Annotated in this window: 21 protein-coding genes, 2 riboswitches and 1 other annotated feature; of the genes, 17 read left to right on the top strand and 4 right to left on the bottom strand. The window is 38.2% G+C overall.

The genetic code is table 11. The annotated features are described in order from the left end of the window. Positions 1-80: 80 nt before the first annotated feature. Positions 81-191, bottom strand: a riboswitch (SAM riboswitch). A 250-nt stretch (positions 192-441) separates the two neighbouring features. Further along, a complete protein-coding gene (locus tag GNT69_RS06455) occupies positions 442-720 on the top strand; it encodes a hypothetical protein (RefSeq protein WP_203554153.1) in 279 nt (92 codons plus the stop codon). Positions 721-784: 64 nt separating this feature from the next. Here the strand turns inward: GNT69_RS06455 and qoxD are convergent, their stop codons facing one another. The 4 genes from qoxD to qoxA form a co-directional block, all read right to left on the bottom strand. Beyond that, positions 785-1,069 (bottom strand): cytochrome aa3 quinol oxidase subunit IV, encoded by a 285-nt coding sequence (gene qoxD, locus GNT69_RS06450; protein ID WP_203554152.1) that lies wholly within the window; start codon positions 1,067-1,069, stop codon positions 785-787. 2 nt (positions 1,070-1,071) lie between these two features. After that, the gene (gene qoxC, locus GNT69_RS06445; protein WP_203554151.1) at positions 1,072-1,668 is read right to left on the bottom strand and encodes a cytochrome aa3 quinol oxidase subunit III; all 597 of its coding nucleotides are present in this window, start codon (positions 1,666-1,668) and stop codon (positions 1,072-1,074) included. Then, the gene (qoxB, locus tag GNT69_RS06440) at positions 1,668-3,614 is read right to left on the bottom strand and encodes a cytochrome aa3 quinol oxidase subunit I (RefSeq protein WP_203554150.1); all 1,947 of its coding nucleotides are present in this window, start codon (positions 3,612-3,614) and stop codon (positions 1,668-1,670) included. Before qoxB ends, qoxC begins: the two co-directional genes overlap by 1 nt. 68 nt (positions 3,615-3,682) lie before the next feature. Further along, positions 3,683-4,573: a cytochrome aa3 quinol oxidase subunit II gene (qoxA, locus tag GNT69_RS06435; protein ID WP_203554149.1), complete on the bottom strand. Its 891-nt coding sequence runs from the start codon at positions 4,571-4,573 to the stop codon at positions 3,683-3,685. 408 nt (positions 4,574-4,981) lie between these two features. On the opposite strand from qoxA, the gene GNT69_RS06430 reads away from it, so the two are divergent. The 16 genes from GNT69_RS06430 to proB all read left to right on the top strand — a co-directional run bounded on the left by GNT69_RS06430 (position 4,982) and on the right by proB (position 24,797). After that, positions 4,982-5,419: a hypothetical protein gene (locus GNT69_RS06430; RefSeq protein ID WP_239094083.1), complete on the top strand. Its 438-nt coding sequence runs from the start codon at positions 4,982-4,984 to the stop codon at positions 5,417-5,419. Then, the gene (locus GNT69_RS06425; RefSeq protein WP_203554148.1) at positions 5,407-5,694 is read left to right on the top strand and encodes a DUF2653 family protein; all 288 of its coding nucleotides are present in this window, start codon (positions 5,407-5,409) and stop codon (positions 5,692-5,694) included. Before GNT69_RS06430 ends, GNT69_RS06425 begins: the two co-directional genes overlap by 13 nt. Positions 5,695-5,775: 81 nt before the next feature. Then, the gene (locus GNT69_RS06420) at positions 5,776-8,349 is read left to right on the top strand and encodes a DEAD/DEAH box helicase (protein WP_203554147.1); all 2,574 of its coding nucleotides are present in this window, start codon (positions 5,776-5,778) and stop codon (positions 8,347-8,349) included. Between the two features lie 119 nt (positions 8,350-8,468). After that, positions 8,469-8,619, top strand: a riboswitch (FMN riboswitch). Between the two features lie 206 nt (positions 8,620-8,825). Continuing rightward, complete coding sequence (gene ribE / locus GNT69_RS06415) at positions 8,826-9,476, top strand: riboflavin synthase (protein ID WP_203554146.1); 651 nt, start codon at positions 8,826-8,828, stop codon at positions 9,474-9,476. A gap of 12 nt (positions 9,477-9,488) precedes the next feature. Then, on the top strand, positions 9,489-10,685 hold the full coding sequence (locus GNT69_RS06410) for a bifunctional 3,4-dihydroxy-2-butanone-4-phosphate synthase/GTP cyclohydrolase II (RefSeq protein WP_203554145.1): 1,197 nt from the start codon (positions 9,489-9,491) through the stop codon (positions 10,683-10,685). A 16-nt stretch (positions 10,686-10,701) separates the two neighbouring features. After that, on the top strand, positions 10,702-11,172 hold the full coding sequence (ribH, locus tag GNT69_RS06405) for a 6,7-dimethyl-8-ribityllumazine synthase (RefSeq protein WP_203554144.1): 471 nt from the start codon (positions 10,702-10,704) through the stop codon (positions 11,170-11,172). Positions 11,173-11,280: 108 nt separating this feature from the next. Further along, positions 11,281-12,036 carry an exodeoxyribonuclease III gene (locus GNT69_RS06400; RefSeq protein ID WP_203554143.1) on the top strand — a complete coding sequence of 252 codons (756 nt, stop codon included), beginning with the start codon at positions 11,281-11,283 and terminating at the stop codon, positions 12,034-12,036. A 1,053-nt stretch (positions 12,037-13,089) separates the two neighbouring features. After that, positions 13,090-13,725, top strand: coding sequence for a transcriptional regulator CcpN (gene ccpN / locus GNT69_RS06395; protein ID WP_203554860.1), 636 nt, complete (start codon positions 13,090-13,092; stop codon positions 13,723-13,725). A gap of 22 nt (positions 13,726-13,747) precedes the next feature. Beyond that, a complete protein-coding gene (locus tag GNT69_RS06390; RefSeq protein ID WP_203554859.1) occupies positions 13,748-14,569 on the top strand; it encodes a pyruvate, water dikinase regulatory protein in 822 nt (273 codons plus the stop codon). Next, complete coding sequence (gene ppdK / locus GNT69_RS06385; protein ID WP_203554142.1) at positions 14,569-17,235, top strand: pyruvate, phosphate dikinase; 2,667 nt, start codon at positions 14,569-14,571, stop codon at positions 17,233-17,235. The genes GNT69_RS06390 and ppdK overlap by 1 nt, the downstream gene beginning before the upstream one ends. A 661-nt stretch (positions 17,236-17,896) precedes the next feature. Continuing rightward, entirely contained in the window at positions 17,897-18,826 is a 930-nt protein-coding gene (glsA, locus tag GNT69_RS06380) for a glutaminase A (RefSeq protein WP_203554141.1), read from the top strand. A 325-nt stretch (positions 18,827-19,151) separates the two neighbouring features. After that, positions 19,152-19,454, top strand: a complete 303-nt coding sequence (locus GNT69_RS06375; RefSeq protein ID WP_203554140.1) for an iron-sulfur cluster assembly accessory protein — start codon at positions 19,152-19,154, stop codon at positions 19,452-19,454. 128 nt (positions 19,455-19,582) lie between these two features. After that, on the top strand, positions 19,583-20,992 hold the full coding sequence (locus GNT69_RS06370) for a DEAD/DEAH box helicase (RefSeq protein WP_203554139.1): 1,410 nt from the start codon (positions 19,583-19,585) through the stop codon (positions 20,990-20,992). A gap of 3 nt (positions 20,993-20,995) precedes the next feature. Next, positions 20,996-21,601 carry a branched-chain amino acid aminotransferase gene (locus GNT69_RS06365; protein WP_203554138.1) on the top strand — a complete coding sequence of 202 codons (606 nt, stop codon included), beginning with the start codon at positions 20,996-20,998 and terminating at the stop codon, positions 21,599-21,601. Between the two features lie 245 nt (positions 21,602-21,846). Further along, on the top strand, positions 21,847-23,343 hold the full coding sequence (hutH, locus tag GNT69_RS06360; protein WP_203554137.1) for a histidine ammonia-lyase: 1,497 nt from the start codon (positions 21,847-21,849) through the stop codon (positions 23,341-23,343). A gap of 98 nt (positions 23,344-23,441) precedes the next feature. Then, positions 23,442-23,657 (top strand) — a binding site (T-box leader). Between the two features lie 54 nt (positions 23,658-23,711). After that, positions 23,712-24,797, top strand: coding sequence for a glutamate 5-kinase (gene proB / locus GNT69_RS06355; RefSeq protein WP_203554136.1), 1,086 nt, complete (start codon positions 23,712-23,714; stop codon positions 24,795-24,797). Positions 24,798-24,805 lie beyond the last annotated feature (8 nt).

Here is a 24,805-nt window from a genome sequence, read left to right as displayed (position 1 = left end):
TATTCTTAAAGGTTGTGAGTAAAAATAAAAAAAGTCTTCTTACAAGAAGAAGACTTGGCTGTGTTATGAACGAAATCTTCTTCTTATCTGCCAAGTTTGATAACTTGCTGGACTTAGCACCTTTTCAACAAAAATCGTTGCTGGTTGCTGAGGTTTCATAGGGCCAGACCCTCAACCTCTCTTGATAAGAATTTTATTTGATTTATAATTTTCCCTAAACTTTACTACAGTAAATCGGTGGATGTCAATTCATTTTCTAATAATTCTTGTAAAAAAGTAATTATAATGAAATTATGAAAAAAATATGAAGTATTTGTGAACATTTTGTGTCCTTTTTACCTTTTTTTTGTTAAAGTATAAATTAAGGAAGATTTTTTCCATTTTATTGTTGTCCATATTATCTGAATTTTCGGATAAAAACTATGTAATCTATAAGAGAGGGTGGTTATTATAACAGCATATATAAAGGTTTTAAATGCGGTAAAAATCATTGGTGGTAGTTCTTTTACGCTCGGGTTGGTGACCTTTTTAGTTGGTTTTTTCGTTCATCATAATTTGGTGGTGGGAATTGGTTTAGGAGCGATTGTTGGGGCAGTTTTTATCTTTATTATGGGGGTTTTCTTTGTAGCAACTGAAGAAATGCACATGAACCAACTCAAAGGAAGGGTTGAAGTACCGAAAAGGTATCATAACAACGTTATTCCATTTAGGTTGAAATAAGGAGTGCCTGGAAGAGGGCACTCCTTAGATAAAACTTAATTCTAAATTAAATTAGCATGATGTCTTAGCCCATGTCCCAAACCATTGTGAGCAACGTTCCAAAAATTGTTATCAGGGCGATAATTACTCCGTAGTATACATTTGTATAGATTGCCGCCTTATCTTCGGTTTCTCCAGCATGCATAAACACAGTTAATTGAACGCCAGCTTGAACAAATGCAGTAAGAAGCAGGATGATCATACCAGTTTGAAAGGACATATCAAAGAAATACACAGCTAAGGCAATCACAGTTAGTAACAAGGAAAAGGCAAAGCCCATTACCTGTTTAGCTGGAAATAATTCTCTCATTCTTACATCATTCCTTTCAAGTAGATAAAGCTAAAGATAAAGATCCAAACGACATCAAGGAAATGCCAGTAAAGCGAAAAAATGAATGATTTGTTAGCCGTTTGTGGTGTTAACCCGCGCTTTCTCACTTGTAGGATGATGAATAACCCCCAGAATAACCCAATGGTCACGTGAGCTCCATGCGTTCCTAATGTTAATAATAGGATAGAAGTGAAGGCACTTGTTTGAATGCCTGCACCAACATGGACATAGTGGAAGAATTCATAAATTTCCACACCGAGGAAAGCAAGCCCAAGTAACAGGGTAATCGCAAAGAAGCTAAGCATTGCTTTCTTATTTCCAAGTCGCATTGCATGAACACCTAGACCAATGGTAAAACTACTTGTTAACAGTAGGAATGTTTCAATCAGAACAGGAGTAAGTTCAAAAATTTCAGCTCCAGTAGGACCGCTTCCTGTACGATTTTCAAGCGTAAAATAGGACGCAAACAGGGTAGCGAAGAGCATGATTTCTGCTCCAATGAAAATCCAAAAGCCTAATACATTTAAATTATTTTGTTCCGTACCATATTCAAGTGGAAGCGAGTTATTGAGTTTCATTATTTAGCACCTCGCATTTTTGTTTCAGTTTCTTCAATTTCTTCAACAGTAATATAATAACCGTCGTCTTTCTCAAATGAACGGTGAGCCATGCAAGCAAAGATTCCAAGTGTCGCAATGATCGCAGGAATCCATAAGCTAAACACGAGTGAGAATCCCCAAACAAAGAAGATGGCACTCATGATAAACGGAACACCGCTATTGCTTGGCATGTGAATTTTTTCGTATTTCCCTTTAAACAAGACATGTCCTTTTTTCTTTGCATCCCATAAAGCTTCATATGATTTAACTTCTGGTGTAATCGCAAAGTTGTATTGTGGAACAGGGTTATGGGTAGCCCATTCAATCGTACGTGCATTCCAAGGATCTGCACCAATATCCCTTGAAGCGTAGCGAGTGCTGTAATAGATGTTATAGACAATAACCAAAAAGCTGATGGCCATAATAGCCGCACCGATGAAAGAGATCATATTTAAAGTTCCAAATCCAGTTACTTCAGAATACGTGTACATCCGGCGAGCTTGACCATCTAGACCAGTTATATACATCGGGAAAAATGTTAAACAGAAGCCGATTGCAAGCAACCATGCGCCCCATTTGCCAAGTCGTTCATTTAGCATGAAGCCAAACATTTTTGGCCAATAAAAAGTAAGACCAGCTAACATCGCAAATACGACACCAGGGATAATCGTATTATGGAAGTGAGCAACTAGGAACATCGTATTATGGTACTGATAATCTGCTGCTGACATTGCTAGCATGACACCTGTTACTCCACCAAGGGTAAAAAGTGGAATAAACAAAAGCGAATAAAGCATTGGTGTGGTAATCGTTATTTTTCCTTTCCACATCGTTAGCAGCCAGTTAAAGATTTTTACACCCGTAGGTACGGCAATCGCCATCGTTGTAATTGAGAAAATACTATTTGTTAATGCACCTTGCCCCATTGTATAGAAGTGGTGAACCCAGACTGTAAAGGAAAGGAGCGAGATGACAACCATTGAGGCGACCATTGATTTGTAACCATAAAGATTTTTTTGTGAAAAAGTAGAAATAATTTCACTGTAAATACCAAATGCTGGGAGAATCAAGATGTAAACTTCAGGATGGCCCCAAATCCAGAAAAGGTTGGCCCAAAGCATATCCATTCCACCGTTATCCATAGTAAAGAAATTAGTTCCAAACAAGCGATCGAACGTTCCCATTGCAAGTGCAACAGTTAGTACAGGGAAAGCAAACACGATAATCACGTTCGCGATTAATGTTGACCAAGTAAACATCGGCATTTTCATTAAAGTCATGCCAGGTGCTCTCATTTTTAAAATTGTAGTGATCATGTTAATCCCGGTCATTAGTGAACCAATTCCAGAGATTTGGATAGCAAGCATATAATAGTTTGTTCCTACTGAAGTACTAAACTCGTTCCCAGCTAGCGGGAAATACGAAGTCCAACCCGCATCAGGAGAACCTCCAATGATGAAGGAGATATTAAATAACATTGCTCCGAAGAAAAAGAGCCAAAAACTTAATGCGTTTAACCGTGGAAACGCCACGTCGCGCGCACCGATCTGTAAAGGCATCACAAAGTTCATCATCGCAAAGATGAACGGCATTGCCATGAAAAGGATCATGACTATTCCGTGTGTGGTGAATATTTCATTGTAGTGCTGTGAATCGAGCAAAGTATTATCCGGGGCAGAAAGTTGTGCACGCATCATAATTGCGTCAACGCCGCCGCGGAAAAGCATAAGCAAAGCAGAGATTAAATACATAATTCCAATCCGCTTATGGTCAACGGTTGTTAACCACTCGCGCCATAAGTAGCCCCATTTTTTAAAATAGGTTAATCCAGCGATAATTGCAATGACCGTTAGTCCGATTGCAACCATAGAGGCATAAATGGCTGGACTTGGATGTGGAATTGCAAAGCGTTCAAAGAATTCCATTCCGATAAACTCCCTTCAATATCTATTAACATCGTTTCTTAGTAAATGTAAAATTGACTTTTTATCTTTTAATGACTATGATCCTCATCATTTTCATCATGTTCGTATTCCTCATTTGAAGATGAAGAACCATGATCATGTTCTGGAGCAGGTCTAAAGTCTAAATGAGTTCCTGTAAAAGTCATTCTTCCAAGGTGTCCAGGTTCTAACAGCTCATTGAATTTTTCTTCTGTTATTGGCTTAGCTGTTTCTTTTACTTCATTTACCCATTCATCAAACTCTTTTTGGGTCATCGCTGTCACTGGAAATGTATTTTCCGCGAAGCCTTGTCCGCTGAAGTTTGCATTTCGTCCCATGTATTCCCCTGGTACATCGGCCGCTAAATGCAAGGTGGTTACCATATCACTCATTGCATATTTTTGACCTCCGAGCTGTGGAATCCAAAAGCTTGTAATTGGTCCGAATGAATATAATTTAAATTCAAGGGCTCGGTCTGTCGGAATATATAAGTAGTTTAATGTTTCAATATCTTCCTCGGGATAACTAAAATGCCATTTCCAGTTAGAAGAAGAAGCATAGACGATTAATGGTTCTTTATCCTCGTAACCTTGTGGGGTGGCTTCAACAATATAGTTACTTTGCACAGACACAAATGAAAGGTATGCAACAATAATGATGGGAATACCAATAAATGTTGCTTCTACCCAAGCGCTCCCTTCCATATGTGGCGGTTCATAATCTGGATCTAATTTTGAAGCACGATATTTAAGTAAAATAAAGACTAATAGAGCTAAGACTACAAGGACAATAAATGACATTAAAATAATTAATAACCAAGTGTCCTGCGCTTGCCTAGCAGCTTGTGGTCCTTTCGGGTCAAGCACTAATAATGGCTCGCAAGCAGTTAACACAGTGGTAATGGTGAAAAAAATGGATAATAAAAACCATTTAATTTTCATATCCGTTCTCCTTTCAAAATCTTTTGTTTGTTAATGTTTTTGAGCTGTTTTCTCAAGTGATGTTCACAAAATTGAAATTAAGTTGTGAGAAAATGTGATTTAAATCACTGTACTCATTTAGGGTCATTTTACCATGGAAATCATTCGTACCTATCAACCTAATTGTGACTAATTTATGAAAACATAAATTGTAAAAGTTTACAGGTTTTTAGTTAAAATGTATTTAATTATCAATTTCAGCATAATTTCTCTGAGTAGAAGAGTGATAATTTTTGAAAATCCTACGAACTCCCTCCGTGGAAAGGGTCAAGTTCAAATTTTGTATTTCTTGTGAAATGGACGAAACCTTTTTATAATAAAACCGTAATAGATACATGTGAAATATACAGAAGAAAGGGAGTAGAAGAATTGATAAAGAAGTTACTAGCTGCAATCGTTGCTATTACGATTGTTTTTTCACCAGTTGGAAATGTTGTCTTTCAAGATGTTCAACAAACGGAGGTAAGTGCGAAGAAATACCGCTCAGGTTCTAAAAACTTTAATCCTACTCCGAGTCAAAATCAAAATAATGTTAATCGTCAGCAAAATAACACAGTTGATAACCGTACAAATGCTACTACGACGAGAAACAATAATAGTGGTGGTCTAATGCGCGGGATTATGTATGGTGGAATTGCCGGTTTATTATTTGGAGGTCTGTTAGCGGGAATGGGCGGGCTTGGCCCAATTCTGGGGATGATGATTAACGTTCTTGGAATTGTCCTTATTTTTATGATTATTAGTAGAGTTATTTCAGTAATTAAGCAAAAAAACCGTACTCGGGAGGAAGATCAGTGGCGTCGGTAAAAGTTAGTGAACAAGACATCGTCAATGCCATTTGTTTGTACATTGCTGATAAAAAGCAAGTCGCTCCTGAGGATGTGGTTGTTGAGTTAATGTATGATGATGATTATGGATTTTCTGCTGAAACGTTTGTTAATGGGCGGAAGCAAATCCTCATTAAACAGAATATGATTGAGGCATTAAGAATGTGGATCGACCAAGTATTAGGAGAAGATCCTTTTTCGGGAATTGAGTTAGTTCTGGATGATGACGAAGGAATCATAGCTCTCGTCCGATAGAAAATAAAAAACCTGTCCGATATCGGACAGGTTTTTACATTATTACATATAATAGAAGAAATGAGGAAGGAGGCTTTACTGATGAGTAAATTAGAACAAACGTATCATCTAGCAATTCAGCAAACAAAACAAAAGATAGTTGAAGATATAGATCGTTTTTTGGAAATCAAGGAGTTCATATCCACTTTTGATGAATATCTTACTTCGAGGGAATTATTTGTTGAACAAATCTGGGTCAATGTCTGGATCAATAAAGCTTCAAATGATATCCCGAAAAAGGAAAAAAAACAAATTCTTCAAAACCTTGGTTATGAAACAGAGGGAGTAGACAAAAAAGTAATCAATAAACTCTTTCGCCAAGAAATAAAAAATTACAAGCCTTTTGATGTCGTTCAATGGCTTAATGAGAAATTTGCAAACAAACCGGAACATTGGACGGAAAGGTATACTCGGGCAAGAGAATCCTATCGAAAACGCCAAATTGAAGAAAAGATATTAGAAAAGCGAACAAACTTTATGTTGATGCTTGAAAAGTGGGTAGATAATTATTTGAAGCAAAACTTTTATTTATTATATTTGCCTGTTCGCCACTATGTAGCGAAGCATTTGCAACATGATTTATCTAAAAATCCAAAATTTTCTTATTCTCGCCTATCAGATGAATTAATTGTCGATGGACATTTTAATTCTTCTGATTATTTAACAGTGGATGATTTTTTTGAAGAGTTAACAGGTGCGGTCCAGTCTTCTAATAATCGTGGAAAACATTCGTTTGAGTACGAAACATATTACGACTATTATCATTCATTAATATTGGAATTTGTTTATGAAATGGCTCCTAAAGAGATAGTAAAGCAACTCCCCAAGAAATGGGAGGTCGAGCATAAAGAAATCTTTCATACTATATTAAGTGAAGACCAATTAAATGTATGGTACGGTGATCATTTCTATGATTTAACCTCTGAAATACTAGAAGCGATAACTGAAGAATATTTTATTGATTTATTGGGGATTGCTGGAACCCCTTTTGAAGAAGTAATTCATTTGGAAATCTTTGAGAAACACATCAAGGAACGGGAGCATAAAAGGGCGGAAGAACTGGCAGAGTTTGAACGGAAGAGGATTGCAGAGGCGAAGATGATGGAGGATATTTTCGGTAAAGCCTATATTCCTTCAATTGGCACAAATCTACGCTATGTATTACATATAGGTGAGACGAATACAGGAAAAACACATCGAGCGTTACAACCTATGAAAGCTGCAAAAAGTGGTTTATATCTTGCGCCATTGCGACTCCTTGCCCTTGAAGTATATGATAAATTGAATGATGAGGGGGTACTGTGTTCCTTGAAAACAGGAGAGGAAGAAAAGCTTGTTGAAGGTGCCCATCATATTGCAAGTACAGTAGAAATGTTCCATGAAAAAGACTTTTATGAGGTTTTAGTCATTGATGAAGCGCAAATGATTGCGGACAAAGATCGCGGGTTTTCTTGGTTCAAGGCAATTACAAAGGCAAATGCTCGGGAAGTTCATATTATTGGTAGCAGGAACATTAAAAACATGCTTTATTCTCTACTTGAAGGGGTTGAAATTGAACTTCATGAATATACACGTGATACCCCACTGGAGGTAGAACAAAATGAATTTGAATTAAAACATACGAGAAAAGGAGATGCGCTTATTTGTTTTTCTCGTAAAAAAGTGCTTGAAACGGCGGCGAAACTTAAACGAAGTGGGCATTCTGTAAGTATGATTTACGGAAGCATGCCGCCAGAAACACGAAAAAAACAAATTGAATTATTTAATAAAGGCCAAACCAAGGTTGTTGTAGCTACGGATGCAATTGGTATGGGATTAAACCTTCCGATAAGAAGGGTAGTTTTCCTTGAAACTGAGAAGTTTGATGGGACGAGAAGGAGGCGGCTAACCTCCCAAGAAGTAAAACAAATTGCTGGTCGTGCTGGTAGAAAAGGAATCTACGATATTGGAAAAGTTGCTTTCACAGCTGATATTAAATATATGAATACATTACTGAATCAGACTGATAAACCAGTTGAAACTTTCGCCATTGCACCAACAGCAACAGTTTTTCAACGCGTTCAACACCATTATCGTCATTTAAATAACTTTTTTGAACTATGGGAGAAATTTGATCCACCAAAAGGAACAAAAAAAGCTTCACTAGATGAAGAGCTTGAATTATATGAGCTGATACGGGGAACGAAAATTGAAGCTCAATTCTCAATGATGGAGTTATATGGATTTTTACATTTGCCATTTTCGGTAAAGGAACCAGCACTAGTTCGACAGTGGTTAGATACGATGATTGCGCTCGTAGATGGAAGGGATTTACCGGAACCGGTGATAAAAAGAAAAGGACTAGAAGATTTTGAACTCTCTTATAAAGCGCTTGGTCTTCACCTTTTATTTTTATACAAGCTAGGAAAAAAGACGGAGGCGGTTTACTGGGAAAGAGTTCGGGAAGAAATAAGTGACAGCGTGCATGATCAACTTAAAGATGAAGTTGAAAACTTTCGAAAAAAATGTAGAAAATGTGGGGAATGGCTCGCAGATGATTCAACCTTTACGATTTGTGACCGATGTTATTTTCGAAGAGCTAAAAAGGGAAATAAAAATATAGAACGTAGAAGGTGAAAGTGAATGCTCATATACAAAATATGTGATAAAGTTGTGAATTTCCATATTTCCTTTTAGCAATTTTATACTTTTTTATATCATTTTTTTAACAAAAGCATTATAATAAAGATAATCATATATTCCTTCGGGGTCGGGTGTAATTCCCAACCGGCGGTGATGAAGCGAACGAAGCTTCTTAGTCCGTGACCCGGTTAGCCTAGCTGCTAAACGGTGGATCTGGTGGAACTCCAGAACCGACAGTAAAAGTCTGGATGGGAGAAGGAAATTTGTCAAATTAATTGATGGAAGGGAAGAGTGTCGTTACACTACCCTTTATTTCTCTATTGACTTTTTAAGGCCCTGATTGAATTGTATATTCTTCAGGGTCTTTTTATATTTGTTTAAGAGGAGGCTGTAGTTTGTTCATTTTTAGGGAATATATGAGTATAAACAGCTTGTATTTTATTGGGGCAGAGTATTAAGGAGTTGACAGAATGTTTACAGGAATCATCGAGGAAATAGGGACGTATACTGGGATCCGAAAATCGGGAAGTATGTATGAAATATCGATTGACGCGGTGAAGGTGTTAAAAGATGTTCATCTTGGCGATAGTATTGCGATCAATGGAGTCTGTTTAACAGTGACTTCTTTTACTTCGGGAAACTTTACAGCTGATGTGATGCCAGAAACGTTAAAGGCAACAAATATTGGCGATTTAAAGCCTGGATCTCGTGTGAATTTAGAGCGAGCAATGGCAGCAGGTGGTCGATTCGGAGGGCATTTCGTATCAGGCCACGTGGATGGATCAGGAAAGATTATCCGTAAAGAACGAGTTGAAAATGCTGTTTATTATGATATTGAAGTGGCTGAAGAATTAGCGAAAACGATGATGTTAAAAGGATCAGTTACAGTAGATGGGACGAGCCTAACAATTTTTGGTGTATCAGAGCAAACATTTACGATTTCATTAATTCCGCATACGATGTCAGAAACGATTATCGGTGAAAAGCAAGTTGGAGATATGGTAAATATTGAGTGCGATATGATTGGAAAATATGTACATCATATTCTCAACGGTACTGGTCAACAACAGAAAAATCCTACACTCACGAAGAGTTTTTTAGAAGAAAACGGTTTCGCATAGGAGGGAACGGAAATGTTCGATAAAATTGAAGAGGCCATTAGTGACTTGAAGAGCGGAAAAATTGTCATTGTCTGTGATGATGAAGATCGAGAAAATGAGGGAGACTTTATTTCTTTAGCAGAAAAAACGACTCCAGAAGTAATTAATTTTATGGTTACCCACGGTCGTGGTCTTGTATGTGTACCTATTGAAGCAGATATTGCCGAACGGCTTGATTTGAATCATATGACGTACAATAATACGGATCCGCATGGGACAGCATTCACAGTAAGTGTTGATCATAAGAGCTCAACTACTGGTATCTCAGCACATGAACGAAGCAAAACGGTATTGGAATTAATTAATCCTGACTCAATACCAACAGATTTTAAAAGACCTGGTCATATCTTTCCATTAATTGCAAAACCAGGTGGAGTGTTAAGAAGGGCAGGTCATACGGAAGCAGCTGTAGATTTAGCTAAGTTATCAGGAGCAGCTCCAGCAGGTGTTATTTGTGAAATCATGAATGAAGACGGTTCAATGGCACGAGTACCTCAACTACGTGAAATTGCCAATCGTTTTAATCTTAAGATGATCACGATTAAGAGTTTAATTGAATACCGAAACCGTCAAGAAAAACTTGTTCAAAGGGAAGTAGAAATCGATCTACCGACAGAGTTTGGGCCATTTAAAGCCATCGGGTATACAAATACGATTGATGGAAAGGACCATGTAGCTTTAGTAAAAGGGGATATTACAACGGAGGAACCAGTTCTTGTTAGAGTTCACTCAGAATGTTTGACTGGGGATGTCTTTGGGTCTAGACGCTGTGACTGTGGCCCTCAACTGCATGCAGCATTAAGTCAAATAAATGAAGTCGGTTGCGGCATACTTTTGTATATGAGACAAGAAGGGCGAGGAATCGGTCTAATTAATAAGATGAAAGCCTATAAACTTCAGGAGAATGGGCTTGATACTGTTGAGGCGAACGAACAATTAGGATTTGCACCGGATTTACGCGATTATGGAATTGGTGCTCAAATTTTACGCGATCTTGGTATTAGAAAGATGAAGCTGCTAACGAATAACCCTAGAAAAATTAGTGGACTTGGAGGCTATGGCCTAGAAGTGGTGGAACGTGTTCCGTTAGAAATGCAAATCTCAGAAGAAAATAAACAATACTTAAAAACAAAGAAAACAAAATTAGGACATTTATTGCATATTAATTAATTTAGGAGGCATTTTCATGGTAAAAACTTACGAAGGAAACTTAATTGGTACAGGTCTTAAAATTGGAATCGTTGTTGGACGTTTTAACGAATTTATTACGAGCAAGTTATTAAGTGGAGCAGAAGATATGCTGAAAAGACATGGTGTTCAAGATGAAGATATCGATATCGCTTGGGTTCCGGGTGCATTTGAAATTCCATTGATTGCCCAAAAAATGGCGAACAGCAAACGTTATGACGCAATTATTACACTAGGAACTGTTATACGTGGAGCAACTCCACATTTTGATTTTGTCTGCAGTGAAACAGCAAAAGGAGTAGCTGCGGCTTCCATGAATAGTGGAATCCCGATTACTTTTGGCGTTTTAACTACTGATTCAATTGAGCAAGCAATCGAGAGAGCTGGGACTAAAGCAGGGAACAAAGGCTGGGAAGCAGCTTCAAGCGCGGTTGAAATGGCCAACCTTTCTCGCAGCTTTAATCAATAATAAAATTGGCAATGCATATCACTTAAACGTGCCGTTACGTTTATATTATTATTTAGAGGAATAACTTAATGGTTATTCCTTTTATTTTTTTAGAGGAGAATTGTTGGAATGAAATTTGTGTCTTGGAATGTGAACGGATTACGTGCTTGCTGTAAAAAGGGGTTTATTGATTATTTCACGAAAATAGATGCCGATCTTTTTTGTATTCAGGAAACGAAACTGCAGGAAGGACAAATCGATTTAAATTTGGAAGGGTATCATGATTTCTGGCACTACGCCAAGAAAAAGGGATATTCAGGCACCGCTGTTTTTTCGAAAGTAAAACCAATTTCTGTAAAATACGGAATTGACCTTGAGCAATATGATTGTGAAGGGCGTGCTATTACTCTTGAGTTTGCTGATTTTTATCTTGTAAATGTATACACACCGAATTCACAACGGGATCTTGCTCGACTTACTTTTCGGCTTGAGTGGGAGAACCGATTAAGGGAGTATTTGCTTGAGCTCGATCAGCTAAAACCTGTAATTCTTTGCGGTGATTTGAATGTTGCCCATCAAGAGATAGATTTAAAAAATAATAAGTCAAATAAGGGGAATTCTGGGTTTACAGATGAGGAAAGAGAAAAAATGACGAAGCTACTAGCAAGTGGCTTTGTTGATTCGTTTCGTTCCTTACATCCAAACAAGGAAGAGGCATATACTTGGTGGTCCTATATGAATAAAGTCCGTGAAAGAAATATCGGTTGGCGGATTGATTACTTTTTAGTATCCAATAAAGTAGCCTCATTTATAAAGGAAGCAAAGATTGATTCGCAGATAATGGGGAGTGATCATTGCCCAATATTATTAGAAATGAATTGGTAACAGCTATTATAGCGGTAGAAAATTAGTGAATACTCAAAATTAGCGACCTGTTTTTAATGTAACGGGTTCGGTTTTCGAATACAAAATTAAATTAACACACCAATTAGCAGTCCTATTCGCAACTGAATTAGACTGCTTCTTTTTTGTTGATATATATAGGGTTTAACGTCCTGAATTTCGAAACCCTTTTTATCATGGTGACATAAGTTTTTGTCAACATGAAAATTCGCATGCTAATGGTTATGTCAATTGGTGTGCTAAAAATGATGTTTAACTACTAGGGGGGGATGTCTGGGAGGTGGATAAAGGAAGCAGACATTCTTTCTTATCCTTAATTGAGTAACCAGTGATCGTTTAAATAAGCGGAGGTTTTCCGGTTAAACTGCAGAATAGAGCTCAATTCGGGGGATATAAGCGGAGATTTTCCGGTTAAGCAAAGCAAAATGGTCCATTTTCATGTTTTTTAACTAAATAGGCGGAATCTCTCCGTCTATTTAATCTATTTTTCGTGCTATTTTCACATTAAGAGGAATTTCTCCGTTTATTTACCAAACCATGCTGTATCCCTCTTCTAAGTTCGTGAGGATTCGCTCTTTAATGGTTGGGATGGAGCAGAGGAAGGGGATGCATCGCTATCAAAATCTTAGTTTGTCTTGTAGATGGATAAATTAGTAGCTTATTTCCTGGTGATTCTTGGAGATTTAGAAATCGCTTAACTGCGGTGCTTATCTTGGTATAAAAAACGCTTGGAGCATATGTCTGTCTCCAAGCATCTTTCTTTGCCGATTTACTTGCCAAATTGCTTTTAAATTCTAGTGCGAATTACTATACTAAAAGCAATGTTCATTTGTATGTTGTACTTCAAAACCGAACCCGTTGTTTAATGGAAGGCGCTTTTTTTGGAGATTTAGTGAATAAATTTTTGGAAATTTGCCAAAAATCGCAAAAATATCTTGTATCAAGATTTGTTTAAATGTAATATACTATATATAAATAAGCATAACACATTTAACGAAAATATAACATATTAATTGTTTTTTAAGTGGGGCGGTGATTTCTATTAAACTATCAAAGCGTCAACAAGAAATTCTTGAAATCGTTAAAAAAGATGGACCGATAACTGGTAAGGAAATTGCTGAAAAGCTCTCGTTGACTAGGGCAACACTGAGACCTGATTTAGCGATTCTGACCATGGCTGGAAGTTTGGATGCGAAACCCCGTGTCGGTTATTTTTTCAATCCTCAAAGTGAAAAAAGCACTGAAGTATCAAAACTGGCAAAGCAGTTAGTGAATAATTATAAAGCTCACCCCATCGTTGTTCAAAGATCAGCCTCAGTGTATGACGCGATTGTGCAAATATTTCTAGAGGATGTTGGGACGCTTTATGCAGTAGATAAACAAGGACTACTTGCGGGTGTTATTTCCCGAAAAGATCTCTTGAGAGCTGCGATTGGCAATAACAATCTTGAAGAATTACCTGTGAGTGTGATTATGACACGAATGCCTAATATCGTGATGATTAATCAAGATGAAAGCCTTCTCGAAGCAGCAAAAAAACTAATACATAATCATATTGATTCGATGCCGGTTGTAAAAGTAGTGAATAAAGAAGAGCATCTCTACGAAGTCGTTGGACGGATTACAAAGACGACGATTACTAGAGCTTATGTTGAACTGCTCGAAATTTAATTTGATTGGAAGTGAATGATTGTTGAAGGGTAAAGAAGTTGTTTATATCGTTTCTGACTCGGTCGGAGAGACAGCAGAGTTTGTCGTAAAAGCTGTGGCAAGTCAGTTTAATGGAGGTAGCATCGATATCCAAAGAAGTTCGTATGTGGAAGACTCCGAGGATATTGAAGATGTTCTGCTTTTAGCTAGCAAAAGTGAACGTTCAATTATTGCTTATACAATTGTTGTTCCTCAATTAAAAGAATATTTGGATCGGCGAGCAAAAGAAGAAGGAATGCTTGCTGTTGATCTGTTAAACCCGTTAATGAATGCTTTTGAACAAAAATTTGAAAAAGAGCCGAACTATCAGCCTGGATTAGTTAGAAAGCTAGATGATGAATATTTCAGGAAAATTGAAGCGATTGAGTTTGCAGTGAAATATGATGATGGCCGTGACACGCGGGGGATTATTCGATCAGATATTGTTTTAATTGGTGTTTCCCGGACGTCAAAAACACCACTTTCAATGTATTTAGCTCATAAAAGGTATAAAGTCGCCAACGTACCGCTTGTACCAGAAGTAAAACCACCTGATGAACTTTTTCAAGTCCCAAGAAATAAATGTGTCGGGTTAATTATTTCACCTGATAAGCTAAATGAAATCCGCAAAGAGCGTTTAAAAGCACTTGGACTTACTTCACAGGCTAATTATGCAAGTTTTGAGCGCATTTTAGAAGAGCTTGACTATGCGGAGAAAATTATGAAAAGAGTAGGTTGTCCAATAATTAATGTTTCCAATAAAGCAATCGAAGAGACGGCGAACTTAATTTTAGATATTTTAAAAAGTGAGAGGAGATCTACATAATGACAAAATTTGTGTATATGTTTAATGAGGGAAATAGTGAAATGAGAGATCTTCTTGGAGGAAAGGGAGCAAATCTTGCAGAAATGACAAAGATTGGGCTTCAAGTCCCATTTGGGTTTACTATTTCAACACATGCCTGTAATGCTTATTACGATGCAGATAGGAACATTCCTGCCGAAGTACAGAATCAGGTGCTTGAATCATTAAGTCTTCTTGAAGAAAGAACCGGGAAAAGGCTAGGCGATCCTGAAAACCCGCTATTAGTTTCTGTCCGTTCTGGATCTGTTTTTTCGATGCCAGGTATGATGGATACGATCTTAAATTTAGGGATGAATGATGAGACGGTTGAAGGAATGGCCAAGTTAACAAACAACCCTCGATTTGCTTATGATTCCTATCGAAGATTTATTCAAATGTTCTCGAATGTGGTTTTAGATGTAGATACATTCTTTTTTGAGCAGTTGCTTGAAGAAACACGTGAGGAAAAAGGTTATCATTCAGACCCTGAATTGAGTGCAGACGATTGGAAGGAAGTTATTGCTGGTTATAAACAAATCGTTAAAAAGCATACACGAAAAGCATTTCCACAAGACCCAAAGGAACAGCTATATCTTTCTATTCAAGCTGTTTTTGATTCTTGGAATAATCAAAGGGCAATTGTTTACAGACGGTTAAATAAAATCCCTAGCAATCTAGGTACAGCTGTTAATATTCAAAGCATGGTGTTCGGAAATATGGGCAATGATTCGGGTACGGGAGTCGCCTTTACACGAAATCCATCTACTGGCGAAAACCTATTATATGGAGAGTATTTAATAAATGCACAAGGTGAAGATGTTGTTGCGGGGATTCGAACTCCACAACCAATCGAGACGCTGAAAGTTGAAATGCCTGAAGTTTTTGAGCAATTTGCCGAAACGTGTAATGTACTTGAACAACATTATAAAGATTTGCAAGATATTGAATTTACGGTTGAACGTGGGAAACTTTTTATTTTACAAACACGCAATGGCAAGCGGACAGCACAGGCTGCCATTCGAATTGCTGTTGAAATGGTTGGAGAAGGAATCATTAGTAAGTCTGAAGCCCTCCTTCGCGTCGACCCTGATCAACTAAACCAATTGCTTCATCGCCGAATAGATGAAAATTATCAACGGACTCAGCTAGCAAAGGGACTCCCTGCTTCCCCTGGTGCAGCTACAGGGAGTGTCATTTTCGATGCGGATGAAGCGGAACTTTTAGCAAAAGAAGGAAAGCAAGTGATTTTGGTTCGCCCTGAGACAACTCCAGATGATATTCACGGGATCGTTGCCGCTCAAGCGGTCGTTACAACTCGAGGGGGAATGACAAGCCATGCGGCTGTAGTTGCTAGAGGAATGGGGAAAGCTTGTATTTGTGGGTGTGAGTCTTTGAAGATCGATTTACATGCTAAGGAATTTCATGTAGGAGAAACAACGGTGAAAGAAGGAGACATCATTACGATCGATGGGGCAACAGGGGAAGTGATGCTTGGCGAAATTCCGATGATTGATCCGGATTTATCGGAAGAATTTCAACAATTATTAAAATGGGCTGACGAAGTACGTACACTTGGAATTCGTACAAATGCAGATAATCCAGAAGATTCTAAAAAGGCGCGTGAGTTCGGGGCCGAAGGTATCGGTTTATGCCGTACGGAACATATGTTTATGGATGCGAGTAGAGTTCCAGTTGTGCAGGAAATGATATTAGCGGAAACGTTTGATGAGCGGCAGACAGCTTTAACTAAATTACTTCCAGTGCAACAGGGGGATTTTGAAGGAATTCTTGAAGCCATGCAAGGTTTTCCTGTAACCATTCGCTTATTAGATCCTCCATTGCATGAGTTTTTGCCAGATAAAGAAGAATTAATCATCCAGACAACGAAATTAAAAATAACAAATCCAGATTCAGAAGAGCTAAAAGCAAAAGAACAACTCCTTAAGAAAGTTCGCCAGCTTGACGAGTTTAATCCAATGCTTGGCCACCGTGGTTGTCGCCTTGGCATGATTTATCCGGAAATATATGAAATGCAAGTAAAAGCAATTTTTTATGCGGTTGCCAATTTAGCTGATAAAGGAATTGAAACGAAACCAGAAATTATGATTCCTCTTGTCGGTCATGTAAATGAGTTAAGACAAATGAGAAAACTAGTGACTGATTGTGCGAATCTTATTAAAGAGGAAACTGGAAAAGACTTTAATTATACAGTGGGAACGATGATTGAAGTTCCACGCGCGACACTTACGGCAGATGAAATTGCTGAGGAGGCGGATTTCTTCTCATTTGGGACGAATGACTTAACTCAAACTACATTCGGCTATAGTCGAGATGATGCTGAAGGGAAATTTCTACAGGCGTATATAGAAAATAAAGTGCTTCCAGAGAATCCGTTCGCTGTACTCGATCAAGAAGGAGTTGGAAAACTCGTTGAGACAGGAGTTAAGCTTGGAAGGCAAACAAAGCCTGAATTGAAGACCGGAATTTGTGGGGAACATGGTGGCGAGAAGAGTTCAATCGACTTTTTCTATAAGGCAGGTTTAGACTATGTCAGTTGTTCCCCATACCGGGTGCCGATTGCTCGATTAGCAGCAGCTCAAGCAGCGATTCGTGGCGAAAGGAAATCAAAACAATTGCAAATACAATAAAATAAAAGAAGACGAAAAGCCGCTTGCCGATGTGAGGCTACTGAAAATGCATTGGTTATTTGAAAAAATGTAATTTGAAAACTTAAAAAAACGACTCTAAATTCATATTTTGAATGTTAGAGTCGTTTTTTTATGTGAATTAAGGACTCACAATCCTTAGTTTTACAATTCTTTTGAGATTGACTGTAAACATAGTCATGGCACTTTGTAATTCCATGCCAACTAACCCGAGGGTTCTGCAATTTCGTACCCGTGCCTGTGTTTTAATTCGCTATTTTTAGCTTTTATCTTAAATATAACCTAAGTTAAAGAACTCTGTTGATTGGAGTGGAAGGTGGCGAAGACTCCTGCGGGAGTGCAAGGCCAAGGGAGACCCCGCAGGCGCGAATAGCGCTGAGGAGGCTCCCGGACTGCCCGCGGAAAGCGAAGCCGCCTGGAACGGAAATCAACAGCTAAGTTTTAACCCCGAGCATAATTTCAGGACTTTTTAAGTGCCCTCGCTGATGTTAGCGGCTATAGGGAAAATATTCCTGACAAAGGATGTTTTGTATCCTGTTTTTTGCATTTTTAAGCACGAACATTGAGATGATAAACAGTAAGTAAACATGCCTATTTTTTTAAAGTTTAGATTCATGAAATGAAGAAGGATTGGTGATGCCCTTTGCCTTGTCGATCAAACGAAGAGTTGGCTCGGTTAGTTACAATAGCAAAAGAGCGAACGACGCATGGAAAAGTGGCTGATTATATTCCGGCCTTAAAAAGAGCAAATCGCGAGGATCTATCAGTAGCGATTTATTATCGAGATGGCCAATGTATTTCAGCAGGCGATATTGAACAAAAAATAACGCTTCAAAGTATATCGAAAGTGATTACTTTAGCCTTAGCATTGATGGATTGTGGGGAGGAAAGAGTGTTTTCGAAGGTCGGGTATGAACCTACAGGTGACCCGTTTAACTCGATTATTAAACTAGAAACGGGTCATTCGGCAAAACCGTTAAACCCGATGATTAATGCAGGTGCGTTAGCGGTGACTCATCTGATTAAGGGAGAAACGGTAGAGGAAAGGCTTGACCGAATTATCGGGTTTACGAGAGATTTAGCTGGTCATGATGAGATTACCTTTTCAAAAGAAGTAGCGAAATCAGAATTTAATACAGCGTATTTAAATCGATCATTATGTTATTTCATGAAACAGGACGGCATTATTAATGAAGAGGTTGAAGAACTTCTTGACCTGTATACGAAGCAATGTGCAATCGAAATGAATTGTCTCGATTTGTCACGTATTGGCCTTGTATTTGCAATGGATGGAATCGATCCTGTAAGAGAAAAGCGGTTCATGCCAGTAGAAGTTGCGAGACTGTGTAAAACTTTCATGGTCACATGTGGGATGTACAATGCATCTGGCGAGTTCGCTGCTAGAGTAGGGATTCCAGCCAAAAGTGGAGTTTCTGGTGGGATTATGGGCTCTGTCAGCCATCGCTTCGGAATCGGTATTTTTGGACCGTCGCTCGACGAAAAAGGCAATAGCATCGGCGGGATGAAATTGCTAGAAATGATGTCAGAACGATATGAACTAAGTATCTTTTAAACCATTTGTCATACAAAGATTTTTAACATCTTATGAACAGTTATAAGGAAGCCCCTTTATAACGAAATTTTTTGTTAAAATAGAGGTATGACTAGGTAGGAAAGGTGATACATTATGTTAGTAAAGAGATTAGTAACGAATTTTATTAAACGTGAGGGTATCAAGTTTTTAAAGCAAAAAGGTGTCCCACTCATCAAAAAACAAATTAAACGCCGGATGGGAATCAAACCTTAATCTTGTATCTCTTTTCATCCCCCAGATTTTTGCACATTGAATTTCAGTATGCTAATGTTAATACGATGGATGAGCGAAAAGAGGGAACAAAATGAAATGTAAAATCAATCGTAATGCGGCTAAAGTACTTAAGGAAATGCTCGCTGATGCAGAAGAGGGTAAGATGATTCGTGTTGTCATCGACTATATGCATGGCGATCATGCACATTATAAACTTGTCATCGATCTCCCGACAGAGTACGATGAAATCGTTAAAACGGATAAAGATATTGAGGTTCTTTTAGATAAGCGTGAAGAATGGCTTGATGGTGTTTGGATTCAATATTTTTATGTTCCACAAGAAGAATTAGTGATCACGAATCCGACAAAAAGTCCACATGTGCATAATCATTAAATCGACTGAAACAACGTGATTTAGATTACGTTGTTTTTTTGCGTAGAATATTTATAAATCTATTGATGAACACTTCATATATGAGGACGGGAAAATATTACGTTTACAAGTGAAAGTAGGGAAATACATTGACTGATTTTAAAAGGTTAAATATCTCGGATTTTTTTGTAAAGAAATTATTAGAAACTGGAATTGCAAAGCCAACACCAATACAAGAACAAGCGATACCACTATTAATGAAAGGGAAAGACATCATTGCTCAAGCACAAACTGGTACAGGGAAGACATTTGCGTTTATCTTACCGATTCTCGAGAAAATGGAACAAAATCTTTCCTCCGTGCAGGCGTTAATTATTACACCTACAAGGGAGCTAGCGCTACAAATAACTAATGAAGTTAAGAAGTTGATTAATGATAAGGAGGGGATAGACGTTCTAGCCGTGTATGGTGGACAGGATGTTGAAAAACAGTTAAAAAAGCTAAATCAGAATGTCCAGATTGTCGTTGGAACGCCAGGGCGACTATTGGATCATATTGAAAGAAATACACTCCAATTGTCTCGATTGTCATTTCTCGTCCTAGATGAAGCAGATCAAATGCTTCACATAGGGTTTTTAGATGAAGTTGAAAGAATTATTCATGAAACTCCGGTACATCGGCAAACGATGCTATTCTCCGCTACAATGCCACGAGAAATAAGTATGTTGGCAAGAAAACATATGCGTAACCCTGAATATATTCAAGTCGAGAAAATACATGGTCCTGCAGAAAATGTAAACCAGATCGCTATTCAAACTGTCGATCGGGCAAAGCAAGACACATTGGTTCAATTAATCAACATGCACCGACCATTTTTAGCAGTTATTTTTTGCCGAACAAAACGCCGAGTAAGTAAGCTTTATACTGCATTAAAGGCAAATGGTTTTTCTTGTGATGAATTACATGGCGATCTTTCTCAAGCAAAAAGAGAACAAGTAATGAAACGGTTCCGTGATGCTGAATTTCAGTTATTAATCGCGACAGATGTTGCTGCACGAGGTTTAGATGTAGAAGGGGTAACTCATGTTTTTAACTATGACATCCCATTAGATTCTGAAAGCTATGTACATCGAATTGGCCGAACAGGACGTGCAGGTATGAAAGGCCTAGCCATAACGCTCTATTCTCCCAAAGACCGCTCTGCCCTTGATGAAATTGAAGCGGAATTAAATATTCAATTGGATAAAACCAATCTTGGGAATGGACGTCTAGATGAAAAAACAGAGAAGATTTCAGAGAAACCAAAGCAGAAAACAACCGATAAGAGCTTTAGGCATCGAAAACAAAGTACGTCAAAAACGTTAAAAGAAAATCAAGGAAACAATAAAGAATCGAATAAAAAGAGTGATGGAAAATCGAAAAGTGGGCAGTTCGATAAATTTGAAAAGGAAAAGAACCAGAGGCAAGATCAAAAAAATAGGAAACAAGTGACTTCAAAACGAAACTCAAGCAAGCAGGAACAAGGAAATGTACGAATAAAACAGAGAGGAAGGAAGTAGAAAATGCTCAAAGCGAGGATGAAGACATTTATTGAGAATCATATTGAGAATGTTGAGGGGAAGAAAATCGTAAAAGTATTTCAGCAAGAAAAAGAATACATAGATAAGTATCAGCTTTTACAAGAGGGGATAACGATTGTTGAAAATGAGGATACTAGTCGTTTTATTAATGCCTATATTGAACGAGGGAATAAAGAGACAGAGGAGTTTTTAGGGGAAGAAACGAAAGAATTCCTTCAAAAACCAATAGCTTACTTTAAAAAAGAGAAAAATGAGTTTATGTACATGGAGTTGGAGTGGTTTGAACTTGTTGGAGTTGATGCTGTTTCCTTTGAGGTTGATGATGCTTTTGGAACTTATAACGTGATGTTTGGATTAAAGCTGCAGAAAAAGTTTTTGGAAAAAATCAAGTATTTTATTAAGAACAAATTCATTCATGAAGACGCAAAGTTTGAGTTATTATTTGATGGAAATGAAGGGATTTGGAATATTAATTTTTCCCTAAATGATCTTGAGGGATTTTCGGAAGAAATGACGATTGAGGAAGCATTTAAAGGAATCTATCAATTTTTATTTGAATTAGCAGAAACGGCAGACCAAGCTGAATAGTTTAATTTCGCTTCCCTTCCCTTAAAGTGGAAGAAGAGGGCTACGAAAAGAGGTTCGGCTTATAAAAGCTTTTCATTATTAACAAGCATATAAAAAATAAATTTTATGTTTTTAATAATGTTTTTACATAATGACAAATATTATAGTATTAGTTTAAATGTTAATTGCTAATGAAGGCGATGATGGTGTGAACAGAACAGATTATTGTCGTCTTTTTTTACCTGTCCCATCTAGGAGGGTTTACGATGGTGGAGTTGACTGGATATTCGTTAAATTTAAAACAAATTCGCCAAATTTGTTTTAAAAAAGAGTCTATAACCCTTTCTACAAAAAGTCTTCAGAAAGTGGCGCAAAGTAGAAAAGCTGTCGAAAGAATTGTTGCTGAAAAGCGAACAATTTACGGGATTAATACGGGATTCGGTAAATTTAGTGATGTTGTAATTCCTGAACAAGCTGTCAATGAGCTTCAACAAAATCTAATCCGTTCCCACGCTTGCGGTGTAGGCGAGCCTTTTCCTGATGTCGTTTCAAGGGCGATGGTTCTTTTACGGCTAAATGCATTGTTATTAGGTTATTCTGGAGTAAGGGAGATTATCGTAAATCGTCTAGCAGAACTTTTAAATAAACAAATTCATCCGCTGATTCCTCAACAAGGATCATTGGGAGCATCAGGAGACCTTGCGCCTTTGGCCCATCTCGCTCTTGTATTGATGGGGGAAGGGGAGGTTTCTTGTGCTGGTCAGATTCTTTCAACCGCTGAAGTGTATCGGGAAGAAGGATTAGAACCAATCGTTCTTCAGGCAAAAGAAGGCCTTGCCTTAATAAATGGAACACAAGCAATGGCAGCTATGGGGGTGATTGCTTGGTTAGAGGCGGCTGAAGTTGCCTATCAAAGTGAGTGGATCGCAGCGCTGACGATAGAATCCCTTCAAGGAATAACAGATGCTTTTCACCCGGCAATTCACATTGCCCGCGGGTATAAGCAACAAATAGAGGTTGCTAAGCGATTTCGTAAACTATTAGCCGGTAGCAAATTAACAACAAAACAGGGTGAAAAACGAATTCAAGATGCCTATTCTTTACGATGCATTCCTCAAGTTCATGGTGCGACATGGCAGGCTTTGGATTATGTAAAAGAAAAACTAGAAATCGAAGTGAATGCAGCGACTGATAATCCGCTTATTTTTGATGATGGCAAAACGGTCCTTTCAGGAGGGAATTTTCATGGACAACCGATTGCAATTGCTATGGACTTTATGAAGGTTGCTATTGCAGAAATAGGGAGTATTTCTGAACGGCGAGTTGAACGTTTGGTGAATCCACAATTAAATGATTTACCTCCGTTTTTGAGCACACAACCAGGATTGGAATCGGGTGCAATGATTATGCAGTATGTTGCCGCGTCGCTCGTTTCGGAGAATAAGACTCTTGCACATCCAGCCAGCGTAGATTCAATTCCTTCTTCAGGAAATCAGGAAGACCATGTAAGCATGGGTACGATTGCTGCTCGGTATGCATACAACGTAATTCAAAATGTCAGGCGGGTGCTAGCGATTGAATGTATTTGCGCTTTACAAGCTGTTGAATATCGTGGTGTTGAGAAATTATCTCCGTTGACAAGTGAATTTTATAAGGCCGCACGGGAAATTGTTCCCCCAATAACGGCGGACCGAATATTTTCTAAAGACATTGAGAGAATGACGGATTGGCTAAAAGCAGGAACATGGAAAACACTAGAATAAAAGTTTAGTTGAAAGTGTTGGAAAATTGTCGATTTTCGTAAAAATGACGCTGCTCCTCTCTTGACTTTTTGTTTGAGTCATCTTAATATTTATAAAAAAGCTGAACGTTAACGGAGGAATAGTACACGGATACTTATGTGCCAAGAGAGCGGGGTCTAAAGCTGAGAGATCCTGTCACAATAAGCCGTGGAACCTGTCTCCCGAGTCTCATGTTAAAAACATGGGCGCCTCCGGGCGTTATCCGGCAGAGCGGGATGTGTTGTTTACATCCAATATTGGTGGTACCGCGGAAGATAAGCCCTTTCGTCCTTTATTATTAAGGATGAGTGGGCTCTTTTTGATTTTAGAATTTTTTAGGAGTGCTTTAAATGGAGAAAAAACGCATTGTCGTCAAAATAGGCAGCAGCTCATTAACGAATGAAAAAGGTGAAATTGATCATGAAAAGTTCAACGACCATGTTCGGGCAGTAGCTAAGTTAAGATTAGAAGGGCATGAAGTATTAATGGTATCTTCCGGTGCAGTAGCTGCCGGTTTTACTAGGCTCGGCTATCCAACTAGACCGGTTACACTAAAAGGCAAGCAAGCTGCAGCAGCCGTTGGCCAAAGTATTTTGATCCAATCTTACATTGAAAAATTTAGCGAGTTTTCGATAAACCCTGCCCAAATTCTACTGACTCGGACTGACTTTTCCAATCGGGAACGCTATAAAAATGCGTATGAAACAATTATGGAGCTTTTGGAACGGAGGATTTTGCCGATTATAAATGAAAATGATACCGTTTCTGTTACTGAATTAACATTTGGTGATAATGATATGCTTTCCGCTTTGGTTAGCGGGTTAATCCACGCAGATCAGTTAATCATCTTAACAGATATTAACGGTCTTTATGATTCAAATCCTAAAATAAATCCAGAAGCCAAAAGACTGGATGTTCTTGAAGAAATCACCGATGAGATGATCGGATTTGCTGAAAGTTCAGGCTCCAAAGTTGGAACTGGTGGGATGAAGTCAAAGTTAATGGCAGCCAAGACGGCTCTGTCTTTAGGTGTTCCAGTTTTTATCGGACAGGGAAAGGGGAGTCGAAAGCTAGTCGACATCCTTGAGGGCAATGGAGATGGTACTTATATTCATAATAAGCATCTACATTCAATTAACACGCAAAGACAATGGATTGCTGTTCATTCGGAAGTATCAGGAGCTGTCTTTGTTGACAAAGGTGCAGAGGAAGCGATGATATTTAATGGAAAAAGTTTGCTTCCGGCGGGCGTGATTAAAATCATCGGAACTTTTCAAACAGGCGATGTCGTCGAAGTCTACGGCCCAAGTGGTTTGCTTGGAAAGGGTGAAGTAACCTATTCCGCCGATGAATTAAAATTGGTACTTGGAAAACGCAGTAAGGTAGAAAAGCCTTTAGTGGAAGTCATCCATCGAAATAAATGGGTAAAAGTATAGAGGAGGAA

The sequence above is a fragment of the Bacillus sp. B15-48 genome, from assembly GCF_016879755.1.
In the GTDB taxonomy this organism is placed as follows: domain Bacteria; phylum Bacillota; class Bacilli; order Bacillales; family Cytobacillaceae; genus Mesobacillus_B.
This window is presented reverse-complemented; position numbering and strand designations above follow the sequence as displayed.

Bases quoted from the DNA above. Each gene is read 5' to 3' on its own strand.
- ribE (WP_203554146.1), top strand. From the start codon at position 8,826: ATGTTTACAGGAATCATCGAGGAAATAGGGACGTATACTGGGATCCGA.
- GNT69_RS06365 (WP_203554138.1), top strand. From the start codon at position 20,996: ATGCTCAAAGCGAGGATGAAGACATTTATTGAGAATCATATTGAGAAT.
- hutH (WP_203554137.1), top strand. From the start codon at position 21,847: ATGGTGGAGTTGACTGGATATTCGTTAAATTTAAAACAAATTCGCCAA.
- GNT69_RS06420 (WP_203554147.1), top strand. From the start codon at position 5,776: ATGAGTAAATTAGAACAAACGTATCATCTAGCAATTCAGCAAACAAAA.
- ppdK (WP_203554142.1), top strand. From the start codon at position 14,569: ATGACAAAATTTGTGTATATGTTTAATGAGGGAAATAGTGAAATGAGA.
- qoxD (WP_203554152.1), bottom strand. From the start codon at position 1,069: ATGAGAGAATTATTTCCAGCTAAACAGGTAATGGGCTTTGCCTTTTCC.
- GNT69_RS06375 (WP_203554140.1), top strand. From the start codon at position 19,152: ATGAAATGTAAAATCAATCGTAATGCGGCTAAAGTACTTAAGGAAATG.
- qoxB (WP_203554150.1), bottom strand. From the start codon at position 3,614: ATGGAATTCTTTGAACGCTTTGCAATTCCACATCCAAGTCCAGCCATT.
- ribH (WP_203554144.1), top strand. From the start codon at position 10,702: ATGGTAAAAACTTACGAAGGAAACTTAATTGGTACAGGTCTTAAAATT.
- qoxA (WP_203554149.1), bottom strand. From the start codon at position 4,573: ATGAAAATTAAATGGTTTTTATTATCCATTTTTTTCACCATTACCACT.
- GNT69_RS06400 (WP_203554143.1), top strand. From the start codon at position 11,281: ATGAAATTTGTGTCTTGGAATGTGAACGGATTACGTGCTTGCTGTAAA.
- GNT69_RS06410 (WP_203554145.1), top strand. From the start codon at position 9,489: ATGTTCGATAAAATTGAAGAGGCCATTAGTGACTTGAAGAGCGGAAAA.
- proB (WP_203554136.1), top strand. From the start codon at position 23,712: ATGGAGAAAAAACGCATTGTCGTCAAAATAGGCAGCAGCTCATTAACG.
- qoxC (WP_203554151.1), bottom strand. From the start codon at position 1,668: ATGAAACTCAATAACTCGCTTCCACTTGAATATGGTACGGAACAAAAT.